The organism is Psychrobacillus sp. NEAU-3TGS (assembly GCF_029955155.1).
Taxonomy (GTDB): domain Bacteria; phylum Bacillota; class Bacilli; order Bacillales_A; family Planococcaceae; genus Psychrobacillus.
Window position 1 is genome coordinate 884,626 of the sequence record NZ_JAPNOZ010000012.1, and the last position, 16,810, is coordinate 901,435.

Annotated in this window: 16 protein-coding genes; 8 read left to right on the forward strand and 8 right to left on the reverse strand. The window is 36.4% G+C overall.

Annotated elements, in window-relative coordinates; translation table 11 throughout:
- Positions 1-25 precede the first annotated feature (25 nt).
- From OR571_RS20775 to OR571_RS20800, 6 genes are all read right to left on the reverse strand, one after another.
- Positions 26-2,098, reverse strand: a complete 2,073-nt coding sequence (locus OR571_RS20775) for a DUF4179 domain-containing protein (RefSeq protein WP_282245680.1) — start codon at positions 2,096-2,098, stop codon at positions 26-28.
- A gap of 250 nt (positions 2,099-2,348) precedes the next feature.
- Positions 2,349-3,464 carry a M20 metallopeptidase family protein gene (locus tag OR571_RS20780; protein ID WP_282245682.1) on the reverse strand — a complete coding sequence of 372 codons (1,116 nt, stop codon included), beginning with the start codon at positions 3,462-3,464 and terminating at the stop codon, positions 2,349-2,351.
- Between the two features lies 1 nt (position 3,465).
- Positions 3,466-4,377, reverse strand: coding sequence for a sodium:solute symporter family transporter (locus tag OR571_RS20785; protein WP_282245684.1), 912 nt, complete (start codon positions 4,375-4,377; stop codon positions 3,466-3,468).
- Complete coding sequence (locus OR571_RS20790; RefSeq protein ID WP_282245686.1) at positions 4,377-4,898, reverse strand: sodium:solute symporter family transporter; 522 nt, start codon at positions 4,896-4,898, stop codon at positions 4,377-4,379. The genes OR571_RS20785 and OR571_RS20790 overlap by 1 nt, the downstream gene beginning before the upstream one ends.
- A gap of 40 nt (positions 4,899-4,938) precedes the next feature.
- Positions 4,939-5,136, reverse strand: coding sequence for a DUF3311 domain-containing protein (locus OR571_RS20795; protein ID WP_282245687.1), 198 nt, complete (start codon positions 5,134-5,136; stop codon positions 4,939-4,941).
- Position 5,137: 1 nt separating this feature from the next.
- Complete coding sequence (locus OR571_RS20800) at positions 5,138-6,313, reverse strand: aminotransferase A (protein WP_282245689.1); 1,176 nt, start codon at positions 6,311-6,313, stop codon at positions 5,138-5,140.
- A gap of 297 nt (positions 6,314-6,610) precedes the next feature.
- On the opposite strand from OR571_RS20800, the gene OR571_RS20805 reads away from it, so the two are divergent.
- Complete coding sequence (locus OR571_RS20805) at positions 6,611-8,029, forward strand: sigma-54 interaction domain-containing protein (protein WP_282245691.1); 1,419 nt, start codon at positions 6,611-6,613, stop codon at positions 8,027-8,029.
- Between the two features lie 176 nt (positions 8,030-8,205).
- On the opposite strand, the gene OR571_RS20810 is transcribed toward OR571_RS20805, so the two are convergent.
- Positions 8,206-9,252, reverse strand: coding sequence for a DmpA family aminopeptidase (locus OR571_RS20810; RefSeq protein ID WP_282245692.1), 1,047 nt, complete (start codon positions 9,250-9,252; stop codon positions 8,206-8,208).
- On the reverse strand, positions 9,249-10,643 hold the full coding sequence (locus OR571_RS20815; protein WP_282245694.1) for a bifunctional metallophosphatase/5'-nucleotidase: 1,395 nt from the start codon (positions 10,641-10,643) through the stop codon (positions 9,249-9,251). Before OR571_RS20815 ends, OR571_RS20810 begins: the two co-directional genes overlap by 4 nt.
- Positions 10,644-10,786: 143 nt before the next feature.
- On the opposite strand from OR571_RS20815, the gene OR571_RS20820 reads away from it, so the two are divergent.
- The 7 genes from OR571_RS20820 (at position 10,787) to OR571_RS20850 (ending at position 16,592) form a co-directional block, all read left to right on the forward strand.
- Positions 10,787-10,996, forward strand: a complete 210-nt coding sequence (locus OR571_RS20820) for a hypothetical protein (protein ID WP_282245696.1) — start codon at positions 10,787-10,789, stop codon at positions 10,994-10,996.
- Positions 10,997-11,078: 82 nt separating this feature from the next.
- Entirely contained in the window at positions 11,079-11,576 is a 498-nt protein-coding gene (locus OR571_RS20825) for a TspO/MBR family protein (protein WP_282245698.1), read from the forward strand.
- A gap of 223 nt (positions 11,577-11,799) precedes the next feature.
- A complete protein-coding gene (locus OR571_RS20830; protein ID WP_282246324.1) occupies positions 11,800-12,345 on the forward strand; it encodes a helix-turn-helix domain-containing protein in 546 nt (181 codons plus the stop codon).
- Positions 12,346-12,586: 241 nt separating this feature from the next.
- The gene (locus OR571_RS20835; RefSeq protein ID WP_282245700.1) at positions 12,587-13,855 is read left to right on the forward strand and encodes a hydroxymethylglutaryl-CoA reductase, degradative; all 1,269 of its coding nucleotides are present in this window, start codon (positions 12,587-12,589) and stop codon (positions 13,853-13,855) included.
- A 1-nt stretch (position 13,856) separates the two neighbouring features.
- Complete coding sequence (locus OR571_RS20840) at positions 13,857-14,312, forward strand: hypothetical protein (protein ID WP_282245702.1); 456 nt, start codon at positions 13,857-13,859, stop codon at positions 14,310-14,312.
- Complete coding sequence (locus OR571_RS20845; protein ID WP_282245704.1) at positions 14,309-15,664, forward strand: tripartite tricarboxylate transporter permease; 1,356 nt, start codon at positions 14,309-14,311, stop codon at positions 15,662-15,664. Before OR571_RS20840 ends, OR571_RS20845 begins: the two co-directional genes overlap by 4 nt.
- A 19-nt stretch (positions 15,665-15,683) precedes the next feature.
- Positions 15,684-16,592, forward strand: a complete 909-nt coding sequence (locus OR571_RS20850; RefSeq protein WP_282245706.1) for a hydroxymethylglutaryl-CoA lyase — start codon at positions 15,684-15,686, stop codon at positions 16,590-16,592.
- Positions 16,593-16,810 lie beyond the last annotated feature (218 nt).

A 16,810-nucleotide genomic window follows, 5' to 3' on the forward strand; every position in this document is an offset into this window, starting at 1 on the left:
ATGCGCCAGATAATATTTATATCTTTTATTTCTTTTCCTTGATCTGTGATTTCAAAGAAATCTTCACAACATCATCTAAATATTTCGTTGTTTGATATCCGTAAATCTCAAGTTTTTTTGGAATTTCATTTTCACTATAGAACTTAGCACTATCAACCGTAGTGAAATAACGAGGTTGTTCGAGTTCTTCATATCTAAAATCAGGTTGATTCAGTTCGTAAGCTACCCCATTTTTATCAACAAGTACTGCCTCCGAATTCATCTCCATTGCACTAGATGACCCACCATACTCATTTACAAAATTGTAATGAAACGTCTCATAAGCTCGATTCTCCAATTCATGATTGCTTATGATAATATTGGTAGACTGCTCATCTTCCTGCTTGTCTATAGAGATTGTACTTCCTGCATATTCAAACGTTTGTGGATATTCCCGGTTATCATCCAAGTCAATCGTTTTTTTTATTTCAAACGTTAAATTAGCAGATTCTAGTTGAACATTAACCTCTTTTGGTTTTTCTCCAAAAAGAGGGTCAAAATGCGTTTGAAAAGTTGTCCAATTCACATCTTGCTGTAAATCTACATAAGAGTTTCCATATATATCCGCTTCCATCTTTTTATTATTCACTTCTAGATTGTTCAAGTTAAGATTGTTTATCCGTTTTTCTGTTAAACCATGATTAATACTAAATTGAATTGTTGTAGCTGTTGGTGCAACGGTTAGTTTTTCAAATCGAATCGGAATTCCTTCTATTTCTATTACTTCATCCACTGTATACTCGGTGGAAGGCTTTTTGGTTACAGGTATCTCGAAGTTCCACTCTCCTGTTTTATTTTCAATATTTTCATAGCCCATGAAATTTTGGGATTCAGATGAATTACGAATCAATTTATAAAGACCTGTAATTTGAAGTTCGATTGTTGCGCTATCGGTATTAAGAGGCAACATACTAACTTTTCCTCGATACACGTTTTTTTCTCTATTATTGACATCTGATTCTAGGTCAGGAGGATAATACCTTGGATATGTTGAATTGTTCATAATTTCAAATCCATTTTTTACTAGCATTCCATTATCATAATTCATCATATATTGGCTGTCTTCCACTGTATCTTCAATTTCATAAAATATGAGTGTCTGAAAATCATCTGCAATTACGCTCTTTATCGTAATTTTTACTCCTTCGTTTTCTGCTTCCAGGTTCAGCCTTTGACCAAGATCTTGTTGTAAAAAGGAGATCAATTCCGGATCTTCTTCTGTCCATGAATAGTAGAGGTTGGAAAATGTACCTGTAACAAAACCTATACCTATTAATATGGCGAATGCACTGCCCAAAACCAGTCCCATTCTTTTACGTTTCTTATTCTTCTGTTGCCTGTACTTCTCGTTTTCTTTTAGCTTTTCTATGATGTTCTCCATGAGATCAGTCGGCATATGCAAGTCTTCTATTCTATCTGCAAGATTTGATAGAGTCGATATAACATCCTGAAAGGCAGCCAACTCCTCCTGACATTGTTGGCATCCGTATATATGTACTTCTAAATCGATCTTTTTCGAGCGTTCCATTGTTTGTTCTAAGTAATCGAGATAATCCTTTTGATATTCCATACAACCATGAAGGTTCGATCCAGACCATACTTCATTTTTGAGTTTCTGGATTCCTGAAGTCAACAACTCTTTCAACTTTCCCACTGAAACTTGGAGAAGATAAGCGGATTCTTCTTGAGTAAATCGTTGTACGTATGTAAGGACGATCGCTGCTTTCTCATCCTGTTGCAATTGATCCAGTGCTTTGAAGATACCTTGACGAGCTCCACTTTCTTTACTTTTATCCCGAGAAACCTCTCGGCAGTTATGTACAAATATGGACGTAACCCACGTTTCGAATCGTATTTTACTTTTAAAACGAGGCAATTCCTTTTGGGCATATAAAATGGTCCGGTAAAAAATCTCTTCGATTTGTTGTGGACTACTGAGATAACAAGAGCCGAGTATATAGAACGATTGTTGATGCTGATTTAACCAATCGACGATTAAATTCCCACCTTCTCTTCTAATGGTAGCGATAGAAATAGAATTTGCTGTTGCCGTAATCATCCAATTGTCCCCCCTTTTTGTTTGCAAATCATTTACTTCATTTGAGTATAATATTTTTCTATAAATTACGATGATTGTAAATAATGATTTATTTATAGAATAACAAACTTCTTTGTAAATCGTAAGTCTATGTGTCTAGATTCCATCTAATAAAAATTTTTCCTTTTGTTAAACCTTTAACTAAGTCTGGAATTTTAAAACTGAACTAATCGATTGGATTAGTTCAGCTTTTAAATAGTCAGATATAAAATTATAATTTAACTAATTCCTTGAATAATTCAACACCCGATTCAATCAGTTCATCGCGGAAGTCAAACTCATTCGTATGAACATGCGGGTGATCTTCCCCATTACCAATAAAGAAAAATGCACCTTTTGTCAACTTTGTATAGTGTCCAAAGTCTTCTGACCCACGGAATGCTTCTTTCATTTCCACTAACTCTATCCCCTTGGCTTTTGTAACGAAACGAACTTTATCTGCACTTTCTTTATGATTGAACGTTTCCGGAAATTCATCATTATATTGGAAACTTACTTTTAATCCGAATTCTTCTGCTTGGGCTTTTGCAAAGTTTTCAAGGTTTTCTTGTAGTCTATCCAACTCCTCTTCGTAAAGAGCACGTATCGTCATACGAAGATCTCCTTTGGATGCAGCAATACCAAAAGCTTTTTCCCCTACATCGATTTGTACAACTGTACATAGGATAAGACCTTTGTTTTTTTCCGGTGAGGTGAATTCAGGAATCGCACCGAGAATTTTACCAATAGCGAAAGAGGGATTGACTCCCTTTTCTGGCTGACTAGCATGAGTAGGAGCACCTTCTAGATGTATGGTCATCCCTTTAGATGCACACATCGTTGTGCCATCTATAATCCCAACAGACTTGTAAGGGAATCCACTCATATTATGGTAGGCATAAATTTCATCAATATTGTGTTCCTTAATGAAATCAACACATTGAATAGCACCATCCCCTGTTTCCTCTGCAGGTTGAAAGAGGAAAAAAATATCTCTATCAGCACCCATTTGATCAATCTCAAGCGCAAATCCTGCTAGTGTTGCTGAATGGCCGTCATGACCACATTTATGTGCTTTTCCAGGGATTTGAGAACCCCATGGCAGTTCGATATATTCATCCATTGGAAGCGCATCAAAATCGGCACGGAAAGCAATATTTGGCTTATCAGTTCCTGCCCGGTATATGCAATAGAACCAACTTCCATTATCTATAATCTCTAGTTTTGTATTCGCTTCCAAAAAGTCCATTAAATGTTTTTTCGTCCAAACTTCCTCGTTAGATAGTTCAGGATGTTGATGTAGTTCATGTCTTAGTCTTTTTGCTAATTCATAATTCTCGTTTTTCATTTTATACAGTCTCACTTTCTAATCTGTTACTTGTTGCTGTCGATTTTTGAGTTACAAGACTGACAAATACCGTAACCATTAAGTTAATGATTAACATATATAAACCATTATTAATATCTAAAATAAATGAAGGTAAATTCGGAAATACCGTTGCTACAGTAGTCCCTGTCGCTGCAGAATATAATGCCAATGATACACCGATGACAATACCGCTGATTGCGCCTTGTATTGTAACAAAGTTCTTCTTTTGCAAACTAAAAATTAGCGCTGGGAATAGCTGCATAATAAAGTTATAACTTATTAATTGGAGGAACACGATTGCACCATGTGAATTTAATGATGCATATAGACTAATAAGCGCTGCAATGCTCGCAAAAAGACGAGCGATATTCATTTGCTTACGAACGGAAGTATTTGGTTTCAACGGCATATAAATATTAGAAGTGATCATCGAACCAATGGTAATAAGCGCTACACTACAAGGCACTAAAGATGCGAGTAATCCAGTTGCTCCAATAAATCCTACAAACCATGGATTAAATGTTTCAAGCACCAACTTTATTAATGCCAAATCACTTTCAGCACCTGCTAAAGTCGGAATGGCTAATATTGCCGTTAAACCGACAAGACATGCAAATAGCTGCATCAAGGAATATAATGGCATTAAAATAGTATTTTTACGAAGGGCTTTGTCATTTTTCGCTGCATAAGTCGATAAGAATGAATTTGGCCAAAGATATAAACCTAAACACATTAAAATAACAGTAGAGACATACCATACTAGACTTAAGCCTGTTTCCGGAAATATTAATATATTTGGCTTAGCCACTGCAATTTCTTTCACCATTGATCCAACGCCATCATAAAAATGGAATGGTAAGTAAAGACCTAGAAATAAAAGGACTCCAAACATTAGAACATCCTTACCAAAGCTACACGAGAAGATCCATGAAGTCCCGAGATAAGTGTATAGATTAAGACAATAATACTTCCAAACCAAATGGCTGCTGTAGAAGAAATTGCCCCGTAGGATGCGACAGACACAAGCAATCCCATCCCTTTTAGTGCCATTACGATTGTTGGAATAATGGCAATAGCACCAACGATTGTCACAAGTTTCCCTAGAAACGAACTATTATATTTTTTCTCGAAAAAGTCACCTTGTGAAATTAGATTATGCTCCTTACTATAACGTCTGATTTTCGGTAATATAAAATATCCAATAATACAGGCAATCGAGATATAGGACATGATATAAAGCGTCGCAATTCCACTATTATAGGCTAGCCCCACTAACCCAGTTAGAGAAAAGGCTGTAAAAAACTCCCCTGCTAACAAGAAGAAAGTAATGATAGCACCCATACCTCGTCCACCTAATGCCCACTCTTCCAGTTTGTCGTTTTTACCTCTACCTGCTTTTATCGCCGTATACATGCAAAAATAACAACAGCTATCATAATCGTCAATGAAATATTCATTCTGACACCTCTTCTTCATGTTGATCAAACTTATACAATATAAGTAAAGTTAAAGAACTTAAAATAACCCATAATACTATCCAAAACATTGAAAAAGGCAGCCCTAATACATAAGGTTCAATCCGATTCGTTAAAGGTACACCAACAAGGAATGCCACAACCGGAATAAACGCCAAAAAATATAATGGTTTCAAATTAAATAACCTCCTCTACTTTAGATAAATTTTGCACAAACCGTTTCATGCGCTTCATACCTTCTTCCAGATTCTCTCTTGAGCATGCATACGAAATACGGATATACCCTTCGCCATATTCAGAAAAGCCATATCCAGGAATGACGGCTACTTTCTCTTCAACGACAAGTCGATTGATAAATTCATTTGAACTTAAACCCGTCTTTTCAATCGAAACAAATAAATAAAACGCACCATCAGGTTTAACCGCTTCTAAACCCATATCCGTAATACATTGATAAGCATAATTACGACGGTTTTTATATGCTTTTCTCATTTCTTCCACTTCTGTTAAATCATGTTTTAACGCTTCAATGGCAGCATATTGACTGACTGAACTTGCGCAGACACAGTTATATGCATGCACTTTAAACATTTCGTCTGTTATATAAGCCGGGGCTAATGTGTAGCCAATTCTCCAACCTGTCATAGCGTGGGACTTCGACAAACCATTGATAACTATGCATTGCTCTTTCATTTCGGGGAATGAAGCGATTGAAATATGTTTCAATCCATAAGTTAGTTCACTGTATATTTCATCTGAAACAATAAAAATATCTTTCCCTCTTAATAGATTTGCAATCTCTTCTAACTCTTCTGCGTTCAAAATAGTTCCTGTAGGATTCGATGGATACGGTAATACAACGCATTTTGTTTTTTCAGTTAGATTTTCTTCAATTAATTTTGCTGAGATTTTACAATTATTCTTACGAGTATCTACAAACACAGGTGTTGCATAGCACATACGAATCAATGGTTCATAACCTGGATAAACAGGTGCAGGTAAAATGACTTCATCTCCCGGCTCTAAGATTGTACGAAAAGCAATATCCAATGCTTCACTAGCTCCCATTGTAATTAATATTTCATCTTCTGGGCTATAGTTTAATTGATAACGTCTTTTCACAAAGTCAGACGCAGCTTGTCTAAGTTCAAGCACACCTGCATTATGGGTATAACCGGTTTTACGTGCTTCAATCGCATGTTTTCCTGCTTCTAAAATAGAATCCGGTGTGACAAAATCCGGTTGTCCAATTGTAAAGTTTATAATCGCAGGATCATTTGCCACTATGTTTCCGATTTCTCGGATGGCAGAAATTTTGATGTCTTTTACAGTTTTACTAAGTAAATGTTTCATGGTGCTCTCCCCTTATATCCCTTTTTGCATACATTTTTAAATATATGCAAGAAGTGTGCCAACTTTAGAAATGCTGATAAATCATTACTTTCTAAAAAAACTCCCCTTAAATTGAGATTCTCATTTAATTCGTTGATTCTAAATAGATTCATTCTATGGCGAAATATATATAAATACGCCTTGTAATATGCTATATTTTCTTATATTAGCGTTTAAAATGAGTCGATTAAGAATCAAATACTCAATATTCAAAATCTTTCTGGCATGCTGAATTTACTTACGGATGGGGGAAACACTTTGACAACAAAGGTCTTACAACAATTTGATGGTCAATTACTATTAAAGATTCTTAATACATTAAAAGATCCCATTTGGCTTATCGAAAAAAACGGGAATGTATTGTTGGTGAATCAAGCTGCTGAAGAAAATTTTTCAGTCGGTAAACTAATTGGCCAAAACGTATTTAAGATGGAAAAAGAAGGTTTATTTTCACCTTCTATCGCAAGGCTTGTCATCGAACAAAAACAGTTTATAAGCACCACTCAAATTACTCACAATAATGTTCAATTGCTAGTTTCCGGGGACTATATTCTAGATGAAAATCAAGAGATACAATATGTCGTTACGCATGCAAGACAATTATCACAAACGATTAATCAATCGAATGAATTAGAAAAAGTGGAATCTATTTTACAACTATATAAACAGCAAATTCGCGAACTAATCTTGCAAAAAAATGAACAGGATGAAGATTTCTATGTAGGAAAAAGTAAAGCTGCCCAATCTATTTCTGTTTGGTCTCAAAAAATTGCCGATGTCGATACAACGGTTCTTTTAAACGGAGAAACAGGGGTTGGGAAAACAGCCTATGCCTATCGAATTCACCAACGGAGCAGTCGAAATGATAAACCATTTATTCATCTAGACTGTGCCGCAATCCCAGAATCACTCCTCGAATCTGAATTATTTGGCTACAAAAAAGGATCATTTACAGGGGCCAATGCAAATGGAAAACTTGGGTTAATCGCAGCAGCTGATCAGGGAACTTTGTTTTTAGACGAAATTGGGGAATTCCCACTTCCACTCCAATCGAAGCTTCTACAATTTTTGCAAAACAAAACTTATCGGATGATTGGGGATAACCAAGTCCAACAAGCGGATGTTCGAATTATTGCAGCCACCAATGTAAATTTAAAGGAACGTGTGGATGAAGGAACATTTCGAAAGGACTTATTTTATCGTTTAAATATCCTTCCGATGAAAATTCCTCCTCTACGTGAAAGAAGAGAAGATATTATTCCGCTTTTGAATTTCTATTTAAAAAAATTCAATCAAAAGTATGGCCACCAACATACTTTGTCTAAAAATTTAATGGATACCCTATATAATTACAGTTGGGAAGGAAATATTCGAGAGCTTGAAAATTTAATGGAGCGATTAGTGATTACATCAGCTGGACCACAAATTGATAACGATGATTTACCAAGCGACTTCCCCCTTCAGCAGTCTGGGCAAATGTTTCTTCAAAACGTAGAAGAAATGAGTTTACCACGCTATCTAGAACAGATTGAAAAAAGCATTCTCATTAAAACCTATAACGACACGAACAGCACATGGAAAACAGCCACAAAACTTGGTGTATCTCAATCCTATGTTATTCGTCGGTTAAAAAAATACAATTTGAGAATAAGTGGGAAAGAGTTGATTGATGACTAACTTTAGGAGACTTACTGTGGATAAAGTGATAATATATCAGTCTAACTTCTCCCTCCGCATCTTAAATAGCCTTTGCTAGCTAATAATATGTCAATTTTCCCTGTTAATGATGAAAGGCTGCTCAATAGCAGCCTTTTCTTATCTTCATATTATCGGATAGATTGTTTAAAACACACTCATTGGAAAGGATAACTATATGCAATATTTCCCATGCGTCCTTCTGTAGTAACTGCCTGGGATAATGAATTCAATATCGCTTCTTCCGTCACTTCCACAGCTCCTTGAAATAGATCATTCATAATTGCATGATCATCTCTCAATTGAACACTAGTTACTACGCGTTCCTCGGTAAAGTGTGCGACTTTATTTGCTGTGGAAAATGCAATTACTACATCCCCACTGCCATTACTAAAATGACTACCAGTTCTTCCAAGACCAATACCACATCTTTTTGCGACTCTCTTTAGCTGTCTACTGCTAAGTGGTGCATCTGTTGCCAAAACAATCATAATAGAACCATCAGCTAGTTTCGGAAATGTCGGGACAGAGCTCGTTTCTTTCACTCTATAGTAATCACTTTGAAACTCTTCTTTTCTTCCAAAATTACTAAGCACTAAACAACCGATTGTATAGTCTCCAACAAGACGGGAGGAGGAACCAATACCACCTTTGTAACCAAAACAAATCATTCCCTTACCAGCGCCTACTGCACCTTCAATAGCAACATTTGTTGAAGCTTTTTGTATGGATTCTATCGCATGCTTCGGCTCGATTGGTAATTTACGAATGGAATTCAACCTGCTATCATTACATTCTCCGACAACCAAGTTGATCGTTCCCGTTGTGTCCCCAATCTCTGGATTTCCTACTAACATATATTCCAACGTCCCTTGTGTAACTGCTGGAACAGCAAATGTGTTTGTAAGCATAATAGGAGATTCAATAAGACCTAGTTCATCTACTTGCACAAGGCCCGTCGTTTTGCCAAACCCATTCAATACATAACTTGCCCCAACTACTTTCTGTTGAAACAAATTACCACCGTGCGGCAAAATAGCAGTCACTCCTGTACAAGCGTATTCTCCTTCCCCCAGAGAATAGTCTAGTGTTACATGTCCCACTTTTACATCCGCTACATCGGTAATACAATTTTTTTCACCGACAGGTAGACGTCCAATTACTACGCCTCTTTGCCTTATTTTCTTTGGTTCGTTTTGTTTCAAAGTAGTACCTCCGCTTCAGCTGTTTCTTTCCATCTATTTGTATATGCTTTCTCGACAAAATCATTTTTATTGGCATATAAACGAATGACATCTTTAATTTCTTCGGCAAGATATTTTTCGTTTCGGTTGTTTGCGAGGCTTTCATATATAGAACCACGCTGTAAAAAATCGGAGCTAGCCACTGTATACCACATTTCATCCTCAAGCGGTATTTCGTTCACATAGATATTATGCACCTTCTTACCATCATGCACTATTTCCGCTCCAGCTATGTGCAATCTACCAGCAAATTTCCCTCTAAAACCCGGTCCCCGTCCATCCGCTAGGCAAATTTGCGCATCCAAAGATTGTTCCAGTGCCTCTTTTATATACTTTCCTTGAATTTCGAAAGAGGTTGGGTTTAATGGAGAAGGACAAATTTCAATTAGTTTTTTCCTTGTCATTTCATGAAAAATCCCTGCATTACAAATACCACTGTTAATAAGCCCGATATCACACTTAAGCATATCCTTTAAGCCCTCTGCTATTAAGTTCGTCATTGGATTTTCTTCCAGTACATCATGCCATAGAGCTTGAGGAAGCTTATAAAGTGGTTTACTCAATGCCTCTATTGCTTTTTCTTTATTTGTTTTCAAGAGGGATAAAATCTGTTCATCTCTTTCTACATCTAGTGAAGAAATAGTGGAGGAATTAACCAGTTTCACTTTCCCTTCCTTAAATTCCAGCTCAAGCATCCCTAAATGCTCGCCATAATTCCCTGCACTATTCATAATCGTATTATTTACCACTTTGGCTTCAGCAAAAAGTTTATGGTCATGCGCAGAAATAATAATATCGATTTCCGGTATTTCCATCGCAAGTGGCTCATCTGCAAATGTCCCCACATGGCTTAATAGGATACAAATATCATAGTTCCCTGCATTTCTTTTTATTTCTTCTATAATGGCTTCTTTATAATCGGTCATATAAATTCCTAGCCCTTCATTAAAAACCCCCATATTAGGGGATGAACCAGTAATTAGAATACGAATACCGTTTTTCTCAAGAACGACACTCTTGTTTACACCATTAATCTCAGTCTTGTCTTTTTTGAATAAATTGTTACTGATGAACGGAAAAGAACTACTACTCGCCATATGTTCAAGCGTATCTACCCCATTGAACATTTCATTATTTCCAATAGTGAGCGCATCATAGCCTAAACTTTCTAGTAGCTCAATTGCTGCAATTCCTCTTGTACCTTGTAGCTCAATGCTTTTAAAATCGGCAAAATCGCCGCCTTCCAACAAGATTGTCTCTCCATCTTTATGTTGTTTGATAAGTGTTGCAACCTTTGCAAAGTTATCGAAATTGCTATGCACATCATTTGTATGTAGAATTTTTAATCTCATGAGATCCCCCATATATTAGTATTTATTCCATTCTACCATTTCTGATAATTCCATAAAGTGAAACTTCAATCAGTGGCGGTTTTTCGACGCACAGGACGTGCTAGTGGTGCCGTTGCGCTTTTAGTTCCCGTCACCCCCACTGATTGTTAGTTGTGTCCCACACGATGTGGGTCACACAGACGTTGCAAACGCTCTTTTATTTTGCGACGAACTTTACGCAGGAGCAACACGATGTTGCGTACTTAGTCTGGAATCATTTCATTGGGCGCATGCCAGCAGTTGATCTCCCACTTATCTTTACGCTTTCCTTACATCTTGAAGTGGGAGTCTTACTGCCCGTTAATGCAGGTTAAAAATAGATATCATAAATAACTTTTGGTTTTCCTTTGTGAAATAGGGAATAGTAGGAGTATTAAATATCGGGAGGTAAGTAAAATGGAATTTTTAAAAGTAGACGGACGTCTCAATAAAAAACGATTAGCACTTAGTATTCTTGTCCCTGTTGTAGGTGGATCTGTTACAGGATGGTTAGCAAATAGAAATGCACAAAGTAAATATAAAAAACTTAAACAACCTTCCTTTGCTCCTCCAGCCCCTATCTTTCCAATCGTATGGACATCCCTTTATACGATAATGGGTATAGCAAAATATCGAGCGGCTGAAAAAGTTAAACACACAAAAGAAAATACACCTGCAATCCCCTTATATGAATTACAGTTGGGTCTCAACTTTTTATGGTCATTCTTATTTTTTCGTTGGGGTCTTCGAGGGACTGCATTGATGGAAATGACTGCTATGCTTGCCGCAATAGCTTTAACTGCATATGAGTTTCAAAAAGTAGACAACACTGCCGGAGCACTTATGGTGCCGTATATTGGATGGGTTGCTTTTGCACTCGGTCTTAATTACGCCATATGGAAACTAAACAAATAGAAATTCGGTTCTAGATTTTTTTGGAGTTTGTTTATCAAACTCTTTTTTTATGTTGATCCTTTTAAAAAATATAATTTCATCCAGGTAACATGAGAAAATTATTTAAATCCCTTAACTCTCTATAAAAAAAATAGTATTATTTGTTTAATAACTGAAACAATTTCATCAAAGAGAACAAAATTTTAGACGTACATAGGGGGAGAGTAAAATTTATCTTCATCATATCGGGAAAAAAGTTAAAGAAGCGAGATTAAATCAATCTTTTACGCAACAAGAATTGGCTGAAAAATGTAATTTAACAAAGAGCCATATCTCAAAAATTGAAAATGGGCAAGCTGCTCCAGCAGTTGCGACACTTTCGAAAATTGCTCAGGAATTAAATGCACCATTGTCTTGGTTTTTAGAGGCAAATAATCAAAGCAAATTATCCATCGTAAAAAACAATGAAAAAAAGCTAAGACTTGGAAATAAAGAAATTGGCTACACATATGAAGCGCTCGCAAACCGTAATCAGTTTAGCAAAATAGAGCCTGTAGTAGTTACTGTACTGCCCGAAGCAGATTTAGTTGAGCCATTTACACATATAGAAGATGAATTTATTTATATTCTATCTGGATCTATAAATTTATATTATGATGGTGAATTACATTTTTTAGAACAAGGAGATAGTGCATATTTCGAGGGGAATATCCCCCATATTTTTCTTTCGGCCGATAAAAATACCGAGGCAAAGGTTTTAACTTTATTCATTCAAGGAAACGCACTTTGATAACTATCATGCTGATTTTTATAGTCGAAAAGACAAATAAAATCAGCAAGAGTCTTCTAGTATCAATTCGCTATTTGTAGACTTCTCACCAAATCCCCTTCTTTTTTAATATCATTACTAATGAATTTTTTCAGAATAAAATATATATTAAGTATTTACATTCAATAATTATTATTGTACCTTTGTGTAGTAGTATTCAACTTTGTTGAATACTACTACACAAAAAGAAGGGGTGTTCCTTATGTCTAATTCAAGAATTCCAGGCTTTTATCGCCTATCTACAAAAGAAAGATTTGAAATCGTTACAAAGGGGTGCGATTTAACTGAAAATGAAATAAACTTTTTATCTGGTGAATATCCGTTATCTATGGAATTAGCAGATTCGATGATTGAAAATGTAATAGGGCAAATTGGTATACCAGTAGGAGTTGCCACTAATTTCAAGATAAATGGAAAAGATATTTTCATTCCTATGGCGACTGAAGAACCTTCCGTTGTCGCAGCAGCTAGTAATGCAGCAAAAGCAGCTTATGAACTTGGTGGTTTTTATACTTCCATGAGTGGAACAATTATGCGTGGACAAATCCAAGTACTAAATATTGCGGATCCATATGCAGCAAGAGCAAAGATTTTTGAACATAAAGAAGAAATTTTAAACTATTGTAATGAAAAAGACCCTACATTAGTGTCTTTAGGTGGAGGAGCGAAAGACTTAGAAATCCATATTATCCCTACCACTAATCAGATTATGCTAGTAATTCATCTTATAGTTGATACAAAAGACGCGATGGGAGCGAACGCAGTCAATACGATGGCAGAAGCAGTGACACCAACTATTGAAACAATTACTGGTGGTAAAGTAGTACTTCGTATCATTTCAAATCTTGCAGATCGTCGATTAGTTCGAGCAAGAGCTGTATTTTCAAGCGAAGCCCTAGGAGGAAAAGAAATAGTTGAAAACATTGTAAGCGCTTTCGAATTTGCAGACTTCGATCCTTACCGTGCTGCCACTCATAACAAGGGAATTATGAATGGGATTTCCGCTGTAGTATTAGCAACTGGAAATGACACACGTGCTGTAGAGGCTGGAGCTCATGCATATGCTTCTATTTCTGGCCACTATAAATCTTTAACTAAATGGGAGATTAATGCTGATGGTAACTTATCAGGAACTATTGAACTTCCTATGGCAGTTGGTATTGTCGGTGGTGCCACAAAAACACACCCAGTTGCACAAGCCGCTCTTAAAATTATGAAAGTCAGTTCCGCTGAAGAACTTGCAGGTTGCATAGCTGCTGCAGGTTTGGCACAAAATGCTGCTGCTTTACGCGCCCTATCTGCAGAAGGTATCCAAAGAGGTCATATGTCACTACATGCAAGAAACTTGGCAGTAATGGCTGGGGCAAATAAGTCAGATATAGACAGAATCGTGGCACAAGCTGTAAAAGAAAAAGATCTTAGATATGACCGCATTTTAGAGATAACTCAATCAATTCAAAGAGGTGAATAAGATGTCACAAAATCATGAAACATCCAAAACTGATTTGAACCATAATAAAAAAGAGAATAGAACATACTTAGAAATACTAGGAGATACTATATTACCAAACCATTTACTACTAGCAATCCTTTTAAGTGTTAGTGTAAGTTTGGGAGGCTATAATATTGGTTTACGCCTATTCCCCTCCTTTGCCAGTGATAATATGGTAGCCTCCTATTCGTTACTTCTAGGCATATTAGGAAGTGTGCTATCCCTAGTTATCAGTTCCATTATTTTCAAACCAAAAAGAGTATTAATTGAAGAGGAAACATCATCTGAAAGTATGAAACAGGTTTTTGAAGATTTACAATTGGACCCTGTGGAAGAATTAAAACTAATCGAGAACGATCCTATCACTAAGAAAGAATTAGAGGAGTTAGGAGTATTAAATAGTTTTAGAGCACTTGGAGGTGAGCATAAAAAATGAGTTTACTTGTCACTGCAATTTTATTTGCTTTAATTGGAGCAATCGTTTTCTCTTTAATAGGACTTATTTCCGGTACAGATGAGACAGCAATTATGGTGCCACTCACTTTATTAGTGATCCTATTAGGTGCTCCTCCAGCAGCTGTATTTTCATTTTTCATGGCTGCCGTTCTTGCAAAACATTTAACACATGCCGTTCCAACTGCGTTAATGGGTATTCCGGGAGATACAACAGCGGTTCCACTTATAGATCATGCAACTACACTCCGAAGAATGGGGATGCCCCATATTGCACTTCGAAAGATGATATCCGGAGGAATTATCGGTGCTTTTATCGCTTTGCCAACAGCCGTATTATTAGGACAGTTCCTGGGGCAATTCGCTGACTTTTTCAAATCCTCTACCGGAATAATTTTTACACTTGCCGCTATATTAATAGCTTTCTTCTCTAAAGGTAAATGGGTAAGTGTTTTAATGATCATACCTTTTGCATTCTTTATAAAAAGTTTAGACTTAATGAGCTTTAGTATATTGGATAAACATTTATCCATCAGCTTCTTTCTAGGAATCGCAATTGGTCCTATATTTTGTGATTTATTATTTGCCACTTCTTCAAATGCCAGAAAAACAATTGAACGGAATAAGCCTAAAGAATATCATTTAGCCCCTGAAACAAAGTCATGGAAAGGATACTTTCCAAATCCATTAAAAATACTAACTGGTAGACAGCAGATTTTCACTTCTATCACTACTTTTATTTCATCTCTGACTTTTGTTTTCAGTCCTGTTGGCATGACATCTCTTATGGGTGAAATCGTAGGTTCTCGAACGAAAGGAACGTATAAGAAGTCTACTACTAGTTTAGCAGTAATGAATGGTGTAACAGAATCTACTTATATTGCAGAAGTAATTATTCCACTAATTGCATTTGGGATTCCATTGAGTCCTGTAGCATTAGGACCAGGTTCTCCATTATTTAACGCACCACCGGTTTTCTCTGTAGACCCTATTAATAATCTACATACGTACCTCACGTCATGGGATTTTTTCCTTTACGGTATTATCGGGTTAGTTATCGCTTCACTAATTGCTTATCCGTTTTCTATGAACTATGCAAGAAAAGCTTCCGTTCTAGTGATGAAATTAGTGAGTCAAGAAGCTATTGTAGCAATGTTCATAGGACTTGCTTGTCTACTTGCTTTCCATGAAGCACAGCTTGTAGGAATTGTATTGACATTCACAGTGGCTGCCGTTGGAGGTCTATTAAATCGAATTCTTGGTATAGGTGCAGGCGTTCAATTTATGATTTTCTACGCTTCTACTTGGATTATGATGACATTATTCGGTATGTAGCTGAAAGGAGTTTTACAAAATGGCGACACACAGTTTCCCTAAGAAAGTGCATATTAGAGAAGTAGGGCCTAGAGATGGATTACAAAATGAAAGCAAATTTATCCAAACAGAAGACAAAATAGAATGGATAAATCTACTTTCAGCGTCTGGCCTGAACTATATAGAAGTAACTTCTTTTGTAAATCCTGCATGGATTCCAGCATTGTCAGATGCAGAGCTTGTAGCTAAGCAAATAAAGAAATTTGATGAAGTGACTTATGCAGCTCTTGTTCCCAATATAAAAGGACTATCCCGTGCTTTAGAAAGTCAAATTGATGAAGTGTCTGTTTTCATCTCGGCAAGTGAAACGCACAACAAGAAAAACATTAACAAAACAATCCGAGAAACGGAAGTAGTCTTATCAGAAGTGGTACGTGAAAGCATTGCAAATAACAAAACAGTAAGAGGTTATATATCAACTGTATTCGGCTGCCCTTATGAAGGAAATGTAGAATTGGAAGAGATAATTCGGTTGTCTGATTCCCTCTTTGAAATGGGCATTGAGGAGTTATCTTTGGGTGATACTATTGGAGTTGCTAATCCCTCACAAGTGAACTTAGTATTAGAAGAGTTACTTAAACGCTATCCAGCCGATAAAATTGCTATGCATTTTCATAATACTCGAGGAACCGCAATGGCAAATGTATTGGCATCTTTAGAGATGGGTATTACGAAATTCGACAGTTCCTTAGGAGGACTCGGCGGTTGCCCTTATGCTCCCGGTGCGTCAGGTAATTTGGCGACGGATGATTTAAACTATATGTTAACTAGCATGGGAATACAAACCAATATAAACTCAGAAAAGCTTCATTCCGCCGCATTATTTATACAGGATAAGATGAAAAAACCTCTAGAGAGCCATTCACTAAAATATAGTTCGACCATTTAAAGTCAAATTTATATAAATATAGTACAAATGCTCAGCCGTTTTTTTCAAGGCTGAGCATTTTATTTCTAGAAGGAACAGGCATCTCTTGTTAAAGGGGTTTTCTGATGTAACAGATCCACTTATTTTTTGTATAATCTAGTCTTAATACATTCAAGAAGAATTGTTAAGACTAGCCCATCATTACTCTAAGGTACTAATTATCCATTCAATTTCCCTAT

Excerpts from the sequence above, each read along its gene's own strand:
- OR571_RS20850 (WP_282245706.1), top strand. The coding sequence starts at position 15,684 with ATGGCGACACACAGTTTCCCTAAGAAAGTGCATATTAGAGAAGTAGGG.
- OR571_RS20775 (WP_282245680.1), bottom strand. The coding sequence starts at position 2,098 with ATGATTACGGCAACAGCAAATTCTATTTCTATCGCTACCATTAGAAGA.
- OR571_RS20825 (WP_282245698.1), top strand. The coding sequence starts at position 11,079 with ATGGAATTTTTAAAAGTAGACGGACGTCTCAATAAAAAACGATTAGCA.
- OR571_RS20800 (WP_282245689.1), bottom strand. The coding sequence starts at position 6,313 with ATGAAACATTTACTTAGTAAAACTGTAAAAGACATCAAAATTTCTGCC.
- OR571_RS20840 (WP_282245702.1), top strand. The coding sequence starts at position 13,857 with ATGTCACAAAATCATGAAACATCCAAAACTGATTTGAACCATAATAAA.
- OR571_RS20845 (WP_282245704.1), top strand. The coding sequence starts at position 14,309 with ATGAGTTTACTTGTCACTGCAATTTTATTTGCTTTAATTGGAGCAATC.
- OR571_RS20780 (WP_282245682.1), bottom strand. The coding sequence starts at position 3,464 with ATGAAAAACGAGAATTATGAATTAGCAAAAAGACTAAGACATGAACTA.
- OR571_RS20785 (WP_282245684.1), bottom strand. The coding sequence starts at position 4,377 with ATGTTTGGAGTCCTTTTATTTCTAGGTCTTTACTTACCATTCCATTTT.
- OR571_RS20815 (WP_282245694.1), bottom strand. The coding sequence starts at position 10,643 with ATGAGATTAAAAATTCTACATACAAATGATGTGCATAGCAATTTCGAT.
- OR571_RS20835 (WP_282245700.1), top strand. The coding sequence starts at position 12,587 with ATGTCTAATTCAAGAATTCCAGGCTTTTATCGCCTATCTACAAAAGAA.
- OR571_RS20790 (WP_282245686.1), bottom strand. The coding sequence starts at position 4,898 with ATGTATACGGCGATAAAAGCAGGTAGAGGTAAAAACGACAAACTGGAA.